Below are 10,973 nucleotides of genomic sequence, written 5' to 3' on the forward strand. Positions count from 1 at the left end.
GACTTGCCTTCATCACAGAAAATATCCATTTGTGAAGCCAGTCATCACTCTTTGTTATGCGAGCCGTCATGAACCTGAAAGCGCTGGAGTACTGCGTCGAGATCGCCCGTCAAGGCAGCTTCACCAAAGCCGCCCAGGCGTTGCACGTGGCACAGCCGGCGCTGAGCATGGCGGTGAGCCGGTTGGAGGATGAGTTGGGCGTGGCCCTGTTCAACCGCGCGACGCGGCAGATTAGCGTGACTGCCGAAGGCCAGCTGTTCCTGGCACGCGCCGAGGCGTGCCTTGAAGGCTTGGCCGGTGCCCGCCGTGAGCTGCAGGACCTGACCCAACTGCACAGCGGCGAAATCCGCGTGGGCGTACCGCCCATGTACGGCATCCGCCATATTCCCGACCTGCTGATGCAATTTCGCGCACAGTACCCCGGCATTGCCATGCATGTGGTGGAAGGCAGCGCCGATGACATCAGCGAACGCCTGGCCACGCGGGACATCGATGTGGCGTTGTTGGAGTCGCGGCGGGTTGATCCGGCGTGGGAGTCGGTGCTGCTCGGCAGCGATGAGATGGTGTTGTGCATGGCCGAAGATCACCCGCTGGCGGGCCTCTCGTCCATCTCGGCGCAGCGGCTGCAACACGAACCGATGCTGGTGTTCGACAACACTTTCCTGCAGCGCCATCTGCTGGACGCCTTTTGCAGCAACGCCCGCGTGCGTTTCAACATCGCCCTGGAAAGCAACTTCGTGCCGTTGGTGATTACCGCCACGCGCAACGGCATGGGCGTGTCCACCTTGCTGCGATCGGTGCAGGAGCAAGAACCAGAGTTGGCCGGCGTTTCATTCGAGCCGGCGCAATTCATGCACTTCAACCTGTGCTGGCGCGCCAGCGAATACCTGTCCCAGGCCAATCGGCAGTTTATTGAGACGGCGAAGGTGTATTTCCAGGAAGACGCCAGCTCGCCGCTGTCACGTTAAGCCGTTATTTGCGCGCGACTTTGTAGCGCACGCAATCCTGATAGAAGCCCTGGCGGATCGCCTCGGGCTTGAGCCGTGAACGGCTGTCGTAGGTCTGTTCGGTAATGCCCATGGCCATCATGCGCATCCATGATTTGCTGAACTTCATGCTTTGGATCTTCTGCCGCGCCGCGTACAACGACACGCCCGACAGCTTCAGTTCCTGAGCCCTGGCGGCGGTGCCGGCGCCCCAACTGCACATGTACTTGTCACCCTCGCGCAGCTCCTGTGCCTGCACGGCAGCCGCGCCGCCGGCCAGGGAGCAGGCGATCAGCATGATTCCAACAGAGCGCATTTGCATCCTCACCTAACCACCTGAAAATAAAAGCGATTCTGGCGAGGATTTTGTTACAAAGGGGCCATTAAATTGCCTTATTGCGCAAGGTTTCAGTTAGCCGCAGCCGGCGTGGTGCGGAAGGTGATGCCCAGGCGGTTGAATGCGTTCATCAAGGCAATGCCGTAAGTCAGGTCGGCCAGTTCCTTGGCGCTGAACTCGGCGGCGGCCGCTGCGTACTCTGCGTCCGAGACGTCGCTGCGGGTGACCGCTTCAGCGAAAGCCAGGGCGATACGTTCGCGGGCGGTGAACACATCCCGTGCGTCGTGCGACACCGGCACCAGCACCAGCTTGTCCACGGCCAAGCCTTGCTTGAGCAGGTCACGCGAGTGCATGTCGATGCAGAAGGCGCAGCCGTTGATCTGCGAGACGCGCAGGTAAACCAGGTCGATCAGCGCCTTGGGCAAGCCGCTGTTCTGCAGGTAGACATAGACGCCACCGAAAGCCTTGTAGCCTTCCGGGGATGCTTGGGTGTAATCGAGGCGAGTGGTCATGATAAATCCTGTTGACGTTGAGTGAAGGCACCATGTTGCAGCGCCATGGCTCACCTCTAAAGAGCCAAGAATGGGCCCGGTGACCGGACCATGATGGTCTAGTCAAATGTTGCAGTTATGGTCCTTGGGTACAGGTCATGCAGCCGCTACAGTTAAGGCAGCCGCGACCAGGAAATCTCCCCCCATGCACACGTTGCCCCCTTTGGACCCTACCTCGGCCGAGCCGATATACCGCCAGCTTTACTGGCGCTTTCGCAGCGCCATCGCGGAGGGCCTGCTCAAGCCTGGCCAACGTGTCCCGGCAGCACGGGCGCTGGCCAAGGAACTGGGGCTGGCGCGCGGCACGATCGACAGCACCTACGCATTGCTGGCCGCAGAGGGTTACCTTGAACCTCGCGGCCAGGCAGGCACGGTGGTGGCGCACGGCATCGAGAGCGCCCAACCTACGCCCGTGGTCATCACGCCCTACAACGCGGTGCGACAACAGTCACAGGTGCGCCCCTTCCAGATGGGCCTGCCGGCGCTGGACGCCTTCCCACGCAAGATCTGGTCGAAAATCGCCGCTCGCTGCGTGCGTGCCACACAACTGGCGGACATGTCCAACCCGCCGGTCTACGGCCTGCCTTCGCTGCGCACCGCTATCGCCAGTTACTTGCAGGTGGCGCGGGGGATCCACTGCACGCCGGAACAGATCTTCGTCACGTCGGGCTACCGCAACACCCTGAGCCTGGTCACCCATGCGTTGCTCTCACCCGGCGACGCGGTGCTGGTCGAAGACCCCGGTTATCTGCCCACACGACCACTGCTGGACCACTTGAAGATCAAGTCCATCCCCGTGCCTGTGGATCAGGACGGCCTCTGCGTACAGCACCTCAGCGCCGCCCGCGCCGTGGTCGTCACCCCGGCCCATCAAAGCCCGCTGTGTGTGTCGCTGTCGCTGCCGCGCCGCCTGGAACTGCTGAACTGGGCCCGCCGTGAACACGCCTGGATCATCGAGGACGACTACGACGGCGAGTACCGTTACATCAGCCGCCCATTACCTGCCCTCAAGAGCCTGGACCGCGAGGGCCGGGTGCTTTACGCGGGTACCTTCAGCAAAGTGCTGTTCCCCGGCATTCGCCTGGCCTACCTAGTGGTACCCGCTTCCCAGGTCGGGCGTTTCGAACAGGTCAGCCAGAGCTTCCTCGGCAACTGCCCGGAACTGACCCAGGCCATCGTCGCCAGTTTTATCGCCGAAGGGCATTTCGCCCGGCATATCCAGCGCATGCGCAAGCTGTACGGTGAGCGCCGCGAAGCCACCGCCAACGGGTTGCGCAAGGTATTAGGCGCGCATATTTCCATTGATGCACAACCTGGCGGGATGCACCTGATCCTGCGGTTCAAGATCCCGCAATCGGACCGCTTGCTGGTGCAGAAACTGGCAAGCGTCGGTCTCTTCGCGGAAGCCTTGAGCGAATGGAATGTCGTGCAGCACTCAGGTCCCGGCCTGCTGTTGGGGTTTGCCAACATCGACTCCCAGGCCAGCGCCGAAGCACTGGGCCGGCGCATCCTGGAATGCTTGGTGGCCTAGTCATCAGGTGATTTCTTGGCGCTGTTCTTGTCGGCCAACAGCCGTGAAACTGCGACGCCCTCCCCCCAGCCAGGATTTCTAATGCGCAGTCTCACGGTGTTTTGCGGCTCCAACTTCGGCACCCACCCTCGCTACAGTGAAGACGCCAAAGCGCTGGGCCGCGAAATCGCCCGGCGCGGTATTCGCCTGGTCTACGGCGGCAGTGCCAAAGGCCTGATGGGCGTGATTGCCGACAGCGCACTGGCCGAGGGTGGCGAAGTGATCGGCGTCATCACCCGATTGCTGCATGAACTCGGGCACATGCATCCAGGGCTCAGCACCTATGAAATCACCGAAGACATGCGCAGCCGCAAAGCGCGCATGAGCGAACTGGCCGATGGCTTCATCGCCCTGCCCGGTGGCCTCGGCACCTTTGAAGAACTGCTGGAAGCGATGACCTTGTCGCAATTGGGCGAGCACCACAAAGGCGTGGCCTGCCTGAACACCGCACAGTTTTTCGTGCCGTTGCAGGGCCTGTTCGCGCACGGCGTGCAGGAAGGCTTCATCAAGGCCGAACACAGCCAAATGCTGATCGTCGAAGACAACCCCGGCGCCCTGCTCGATGCCCTTGGGCGGTGGCAGGCGCCGGTGGTCAACAAATGGATTGAGCCCGCTAAGCGCTAGCCGGTTTCGGCCTTGGCGATGCTGCTCCCGAATCCTTTCGCCAAGGCCTTTTTTTACCTCACCACTGGTACGTAGCGCTTGCCTGTACGGTACGCTGCGAGCCATACCAGCACCACGAATAGGAGTAGCAGGACGCGACATACTCTTTATTCGCCAGGTTGGTGGCATTGAGCGCCAGTCGCAGGTTGTCCTTCAGGCTGGTGATGTTCGGGATGTCGTAGTGCACCGCCGCATCGAACAGGGTGTAGCCCGGCACCTTCAGGGTGTTGGCCGTATCACCCCAGGACGAGCCGACATACCGAGCCCCCGCACCGGCACCGAAGCCCTTGAGGTTGCCATCGTGGAAGGTGTAGTCGGCCCACGCCGAGGCGGTGTGACGCGGCACGCCGTAGGTGGTGGTGCCTTCGGCCGCGATGGCGGGGCCTACGCCGATGTCACTGACGGGCGCATACCGCACGGTGTTGTTGGACTTGCTGATGCGGTTGTCCAAGTAGGCGTAGGCCGCGGTGATGTCCAGGTTGTCATTGAGGCTGGCCTTGCCTTCCAGCTCAAAGCCACGGGATTGCACTTCACCGTCCTGGCTCTGGCAGCGTCCGGAGCCGCACAGATGAGTCGGGTCCGGATCGGTGGTCAGCACGTTGGTCTGGCGCAGGTCGAAGATCGCTGCCGTGATAAAGCTGTTGCTGCCTGGCGGCTGGTACTTGATGCCGATTTCGTACTGCTTGCCTTCGGTCGGCTTGAACACCGAACCGCCGTAGCCGGTGCCCGACTGCGGGTTGAACGACTCGGCGTAGCTGGCATAGGGTGCCAGGCCATTATCAAACAGATAGACCAGGCCGATACGGCCGGTAAACGCCTTGCTGTCCAGGGACGACTCGGATTTGGCGCCGGTGCGAATCGTCTTGGTGCTGCTGTCGGTGCTGGCCCAGTCATAGCGCCCGCCCAGCAACAGGACCCATTTGTCCCATTTCATCTGTTCTTGCAGATACACGCCGGTCTGCTCGCTGCGCGAGGTGCCGTCGGTGGTGTAGGCCGGCACCGGAACGGCCGCGCCGTAGACCGGGTTGAAAATATCCTGGGTCGGGCCGGCGGTGTACACGCCCGAGCCGGACAGGGTGTCGGTGCTGGTGTTCTGGTAGTCGAGCCCCATCAGCAAAGTGTGCTGCAACGGGCCGGTATCGAATTTGGCCTGCACCTGGTTGTCGAGGGTGTAGGCATCCAGGTCGACATCGCTGGCGATGGTCGAGCGGCGGATGGTGCGATAGTCCGTCATCAGGTAGTTGCTGTAGAGGCTGCGGTACTGGCCTTCGCTGCGCAGGTAACGCGCATTCTGGCGCACGGTCCACACGTCATCGAAGTGATGCTCGAATGCCCAGCCGATGCTGTAGTACTCGCGGTCACTTTTCTCGAAATTCTTTTCACCGTCGTAGAAATCCACATCGATGCTGCGCCCGGTCGGGCTGTGCAGCACCGAGCCCCAGGCAGGCACCGAACCGTAAGACGCGCCTTTGGGGTCCTTCTGGAAATGCCCGAGCAGGGTCAGCGAGGTCGCGTCGTCCGGGCGCCAGGTGAAGGCGCTGGATAGCGACTGGCGGCGCGTCTCGGTGTGTTCTACCTGCCCGTCGGCATCGTCGAAAAGCCCGGCCACGCGGTAGGAATACACGCCCTGATCATCCAATGGGCCACTCAGGTCGAAGGTCGTGCGTTTCTTGTTGAAGGTGCCGTATTCCACGCCTACTTCGTGAAACGGGGTGTCCAGCGGGCGCTTGCTGACCATGTTGATCACGCCGCTCGGCGTACCCTGGCCGTAAAGGACCGAAGCCGGGCCGCGCAGCACTTCGACGCGTTCCAGGTCAAAAGCGTCCTTTTGCGGCAAGGCGTCACGGCTCGAGGGCATGCGCAGGCCGTCGAGGTAAGTGGCTGGTGAGAAACCGCGGATGGTCAACTGGTCCAGGCGCGATGCGGTGGCGCCACGGGTTTCCGGAATGACGGCGGCGCTGTAGCGCAGGATCTGGTTGAGGCTCTCGGCGTTTTGCGCGCGCATCTGGTCTTTGGTGACGATGGAGATCGATTGCGGCGTTTCGATCAGCGCGGTGTCGGTCTTGGTGCCCGACAAGCTGCGCGTGGCCACATAGCCGGACACCGGCCCGGTCGGGCTTTCGGTCTGGTATGCGCCGCTGATGGTGGTGGCCTGCAACTCCATGACCCCGCCGTTATCCGGGATAGCTTCCAGGCGGTAGCGGTCGGCGGAAATCTTCAAGGCCTGCAAGCCGCTACCGTCGAGCAACTGGTTCAGCGCCACATCGGTGTCGTATTGCCCGCTCAAACCCTTACTGCGCTTGCCGCGCGTCAGGCTTGCATCAAACGCCAGCACCAGGCCCGCCTGCTCGGCCAGGCTATTGAGCGCCTGGCTCAAATCACCGGCGGGAATCGAGAAACTGCGCACGGCGCTGCTGCTCTCTTCGGCAAAGGAGGACTGGACGGTCAGCAACGGCACGGCGGCAAAAGCCATCGCCACTGACAAGGCCAGTGGGTGCAAGGGACGAGCAAGGCGCGACATGGGAAATCCTGCGTAAGGGAGGTTCTATTAACCATGACGGCCATGTCGGAAAATCGGGCAAGGATGAGAGCGATTTTTATTTAAGCTGCCGCGCTGCAATCAGTTTTGTCGCTTTTTTCTGTAGCCCTTTGGGTTGGTTTTTTGCGTTTTTCCCCCGTGTTCAGTCAGCCTTTTCTGAATTTCTCAACCGCTCATCCCGCTGCGTTTTGCTACGGCATGCTCCGACGCCTTGCCCTTTGCCGAGACGTCACGGATGACCCACCCTTCCCGCATTGCCCTTATCGAATTTGAGCTGGATGGCTTCCATCAGAGCCTGGTGATTTATCGCCAGCACATGGACGCGTGGTACTCGCGTGCACTGGATTCGGTGAGCCATGGGCTGGATATGCCGTCGCTGCTGGGGATGGATCGGGTGTTGCGGGTGGGGGAATCGCAGCGGGCGGTAAGCATTGCGGATGCTGACTTTTCCACCGTGGCCCAGTGCCCGGTGGGCGGCGAGCTGAAGATCGAGAGCCTGTTCGAGTCGGTGTATGACGTGCCGATTGGCAACATCCCGGTGGAGGTGATCGGGCTGGATGACGGCAGTTCTACCGTGATCATGCTGGATGAACAAGGCAAAGGCTCGCACCACTGCGCGGCGGGCGGGCACTATCAAGTGCGGGTGCAAGGGGGCGTTTCTACTGAGCAAGTGGACGCGTTGTTTGCCTCTTACGCTGGGCTGACCGGGAACCTGGAGCAGTGGCTTCGTTCTGAGTGGTCGGGTTTTAAACCGCGCTGGGAGCAGTCCACCGCCAGCGCGATTGGCAGCGGCGTACTGGCGGGCAGTTGGGCGGCGATTCGTGATGTGTGGGACAGCATCAAGCTGGTGCAGGCGATTCTTGATGACCCGTTGAAGTACGTCGAACAGCTGGGCGCAGAAGCGGCCAAATTGGCGCAGCTCGCCACCGATGCGCCCAAAGTCATGGAACAGGCGATGCTGCTGGCCAGTGATGAAGCGGCGCTGTTCCTGATGCTGCGCACGGCGATGATCTGGTTGGACGCATTGCCGCCCGGTGAAATGGCCGAGATGGCGGCAGGGTTTGTGGTGTCGTTGCTGATTGATCTCGTGATCGGCGTGGTGTTGACCATCGCGTTACCGGCGGCGGGTGTGGCGTATTTGAGTCTGCGACTGGTCAAGTATGGCGGGCAGATTCTTGATGCGGCGACGGGTTTTGTCAGGGGGCTTTTGGGGATTCTGACGAAGTTCATGCAGGCCGTGGATCGCTACAAGGCGGTCGCGGTTCGCGGGGTGGTTGGTGGGTTGAAGCAAGGCAGGCTGCAGATGCGCTGGAAGGCGCGGCAGAACGCGATGCTGAAGCAGGCGGAGCATGTGGATGATGCGCCTGCTGTTGGGAAGAATCCGGCTGGGGATGCGGCGGCGTCTTCGGACAAGACGGCCACCAACGGCTGTCCGGTGTCGATGGTCACGGGTGAGGAACTGCTGACCCTGACCGATGGCAAGCTGGACGGGATCTTGCCGTTTGAGTGGACCCGGCTGTATCGCACCAGTGCGGTGGAAGTGGATTGCGGGTTGGGGTTTGGCTGGAGTCACTCGCTGGCGCATCGGCTGAGTGTTTCCGGTGATTCGGTGGTGTGGATCGATCATGAAAATCGGTCGACTACCCTGCCCCTGCCCACAGTTTCTCGGCCTGCGATCACCAATAGCCTGGCCGAAGCGGCGATCTACCTGGGGTCGCTGCCCGATGAGTTAGTCCTGTCTCAAGGGTCGCGCTTCTACCATTTTCGCGACGGTGTGCTGACGGCGATTAGCGATGCGTATGACAACCGGTTGCGCATTTCCCGGAATTACCTGGGGCAGATTGAGCGGTTGGATAACGGCGTGGGGCGTTCGCTGTTTTTGCGCTATGCGTTGGGTCGCATTGTGGCGGTGGATTACCAGGTTGAGCGGGACGTGGATGACGGGCCGTTTGTTTGGGTGAGGGAGCAGAACGTTGTTTCCTACGCCTATGACAATTTTGGACGACTGGTTTCTGCGACCAACGCCGTAGGCGAAAGCGAGGTTTATCGGTACGACGAGCAGCACGTCATTCTTGAGCGTGGTTTGGCGGGTGGGGCGAGTTTCTTCTGGGAGTGGGAAAGGTCTGGTAAGGCCGCGCGATGTGTCCGGCATTGGGCCAGTTTCTCGCAAATGGACACACGCTATGCCTGGGACGATAACGGTCAAGTCACGGTGTTTAACGCCGATGGCAGCCAGGAAGTCTATGTGCATGACCAGCGGGCGCGGCTGGTGCAGCGGGTGGATCCTGACGGTGCTGAGCACTTCAAATCCTACGATGAGAAAGGCCGGCTGACGGTTGAGCAAGATCCGTTGGGGGCGATCACGGCCTACCAGTACGACGAAGCTGGGCGTTTGGTGGCGTTGTTTCGGGGGAATGATGAGCCGACGACCTACGAGCATGACAATGGGTTCGTACGGGTTGTGCGGCGTGGTGAAGCGGTTTGGAAGTATGAGCGTAATGACCAGGGCGACGTTACGCGTAGGACCGATCCTGACGGCAACGCTACTGACTACAGCTACAACAAACGCGGACAACTGACGCAGGTTTGGCTGCCGGATCACAGCTGTCACCGACTGGTCTGGAATGAGCACGGGCAATTGCTTGAAGAGCAGTTGCCGAATGGCGGAGTCAAGCGCTACCGCTATGACGATCTCGGGCGAAAAATCAGCCTGGAAGACGAACACGGCGCGCTCACGCAATTTGAGTGGAACCACGTAGGACGATTAGTCCAAATCGTCTTGCCGAGCGGTGATACGCGTAAATATACCTACAACGCGTACGGAAAAATCACCTCCGAACGCGATGAACTCGGCCACGTCACTCGCTACGAATACGCCGATGGCCTGCACCTGATCAGCCGGCGCATCAACGCCGATGGCACTCAGATCAAATACCGTTACGACAATGTGCGGTTATTGCTGACCGAGATCGAAAATGAGGTGGGCGAAACCTACCGACTCCAGTATCACACCAATGGCCTGATCCAACAGGAAACCGGCTTTGACGGCCAGCGCACTGCTTACCTCTACGACCTCAACGGCAACCTGCAGGAAAAGACCGAGCATGGCGATGACGGTAGTCAGCTGGTTACCCACTACGAGCGCGATTATGTCGGACGGCTCGTAAGAAAAGCCCTGCCCGACGGCAACCATGTCGATTACACCTACGACCGTCAAGGCAATCTCCTAAGCGTCGAAGATGGCCACTGGGCGTTGGCCTACGAGTACGACAGCCAAAACCGTCTCACCGCCGAACACCAAGGCTGGGGCACGCTGCGCTATGGCTACGACGCCTGCGGCCAACTGCAAAACCTACGCCTGCCCGACAGCAATCGGGTGGCGTTCAACCACGGCAAAGGCGGCCACCTAGTCACCGTCGAACTGAACTGTGAAACCCTTACCTCCCACCTGTTCAAGGCCGGTCAGGAACACCAACGCCAACAAGGCCAACTGATCAGCCACTACCACTACGACGATCAACAACGCCTGCACGCCCACGCCGTTACCCAACAGCAACACACCCTCTACCAACGCCACTACGACTACGACAAATCCGGCAACCTCACCCGCCTGCTCGACACCCACAAAGGCGACCACCACTACCACTACGATCCGCTAAACCGCCTCACCCGGGCCAACCACTCGCAAGGCGAGCAAGAACGCTTCGGCCACGACCCCGCCGGCAACCTGCTCATGCAAAACCGCCCCGGCCCCGACATCGTGGCCGGCAACCGCCTGATGATCCAAGGCGACCACCATTACGACTACGACGCCTTCGGCAACCTTATCCGCGAACGGCGTGGCAAAGGCCATCAACTCGTTACTGAATACCGCTACGACTGCCAGCACCGCCTGATCGGCATCAAAAAACCCAACGGCCAGACCGCCAGCTATCGCTACGACCCGTTTGGGCGGCGCATCAGCAAGACCGTTGATAGCACAACTACCGAGTTTTTCTGGCAAGGCGACAGACTCATCGCCGAACACCAGACGGATCGCCACCGCAGTTACCTCTACGAGCCCGACAGCTTCCGGCCATTGGCGCTGCTGGAAGGCTTTGGTCCAAAGGAAACCAAGCCCTACCACTACCAACTCGACCACCTCGGCACCCCGCAGGAACTCACCGATACCAACGGCGAAATCGTCTGGTCCGCGCACTACCGCGCCTACGGCGAAATCAGCCGTCTCGACATAGGAAAAGTGGACAATCCGCTTCGTTTCCAAGGCCAATACTTCGACCAAGAAAGTGGGCTGCACTACAACCGTCATCGCTACTACAATCCGGAT

The 10,973-nt window shown here is 60.7% G+C and carries 7 protein-coding genes; 4 read left to right on the top strand and 3 right to left on the bottom strand.

Translation table 11 applies throughout. The features are described 5' to 3' along the window. Positions 1-68 precede the first annotated feature (68 nt). Entirely contained in the window at positions 69-968 is a 900-nt protein-coding gene (locus U367_RS0107885) for a LysR family transcriptional regulator (protein ID WP_028616448.1), read from the top strand. Positions 969-972: 4 nt separating this feature from the next. On the opposite strand, the gene U367_RS0107890 is transcribed toward U367_RS0107885, so the two are convergent. Both U367_RS0107890 and U367_RS0107895 read right to left on the bottom strand, forming a co-directional pair. Continuing rightward, positions 973-1,302 carry a hypothetical protein gene (locus tag U367_RS0107890; protein WP_032864157.1) on the bottom strand — a complete coding sequence of 110 codons (330 nt, stop codon included), beginning with the start codon at positions 1,300-1,302 and terminating at the stop codon, positions 973-975. Between the two features lie 92 nt (positions 1,303-1,394). Then, positions 1,395-1,835 (bottom strand): carboxymuconolactone decarboxylase family protein, encoded by a 441-nt coding sequence (locus U367_RS0107895; RefSeq protein WP_028616450.1) that lies wholly within the window; start codon positions 1,833-1,835, stop codon positions 1,395-1,397. Between the two features lie 184 nt (positions 1,836-2,019). On the opposite strand from U367_RS0107895, the gene pdxR reads away from it, so the two are divergent. Beyond that, positions 2,020-3,405: a MocR-like pyridoxine biosynthesis transcription factor PdxR gene (gene pdxR, locus U367_RS0107900; protein WP_028616451.1), complete on the top strand. Its 1,386-nt coding sequence runs from the start codon at positions 2,020-2,022 to the stop codon at positions 3,403-3,405. Between the two features lie 81 nt (positions 3,406-3,486). Next, positions 3,487-4,068 carry an LOG family protein gene (locus U367_RS0107905; protein WP_028616452.1) on the top strand — a complete coding sequence of 194 codons (582 nt, stop codon included), beginning with the start codon at positions 3,487-3,489 and terminating at the stop codon, positions 4,066-4,068. 58 nt (positions 4,069-4,126) lie between these two features. On the opposite strand, the gene U367_RS0107910 is transcribed toward U367_RS0107905, so the two are convergent. Beyond that, on the bottom strand, positions 4,127-6,628 hold the full coding sequence (locus U367_RS0107910) for a TonB-dependent siderophore receptor (protein WP_028616453.1): 2,502 nt from the start codon (positions 6,626-6,628) through the stop codon (positions 4,127-4,129). Positions 6,629-6,881: 253 nt separating this feature from the next. On the opposite strand from U367_RS0107910, the gene U367_RS01000000129945 reads away from it, so the two are divergent. Further along, the coding region (locus U367_RS01000000129945) for a DUF6531 domain-containing protein (RefSeq protein ID WP_032864147.1) at positions 6,882-10,973 on the top strand (4,092 nt) is incomplete at its 3' end.

The organism is Pseudomonas canadensis (assembly GCF_000503215.1).
Lineage (GTDB): Bacteria > Pseudomonadota > Gammaproteobacteria > Pseudomonadales > Pseudomonadaceae > Aquipseudomonas > Aquipseudomonas canadensis.

What these genes read in the sequence shown, in the direction of transcription:
- U367_RS0107895 (WP_028616450.1), bottom strand. Translation starts at nt 1,835, where the DNA reads ATGACCACTCGCCTCGATTACACCCAAGCATCCCCGGAAGGCTACAAG.
- U367_RS0107885 (WP_028616448.1), top strand. Translation starts at nt 69, where the DNA reads ATGAACCTGAAAGCGCTGGAGTACTGCGTCGAGATCGCCCGTCAAGGC.
- pdxR (WP_028616451.1), top strand. Translation starts at nt 2,020, where the DNA reads ATGCACACGTTGCCCCCTTTGGACCCTACCTCGGCCGAGCCGATATAC.
- U367_RS0107890 (WP_032864157.1), bottom strand. Translation starts at nt 1,302, where the DNA reads ATGCGCTCTGTTGGAATCATGCTGATCGCCTGCTCCCTGGCCGGCGGC.
- U367_RS0107905 (WP_028616452.1), top strand. Translation starts at nt 3,487, where the DNA reads ATGCGCAGTCTCACGGTGTTTTGCGGCTCCAACTTCGGCACCCACCCT.
- U367_RS0107910 (WP_028616453.1), bottom strand. Translation starts at nt 6,628, where the DNA reads ATGTCGCGCCTTGCTCGTCCCTTGCACCCACTGGCCTTGTCAGTGGCG.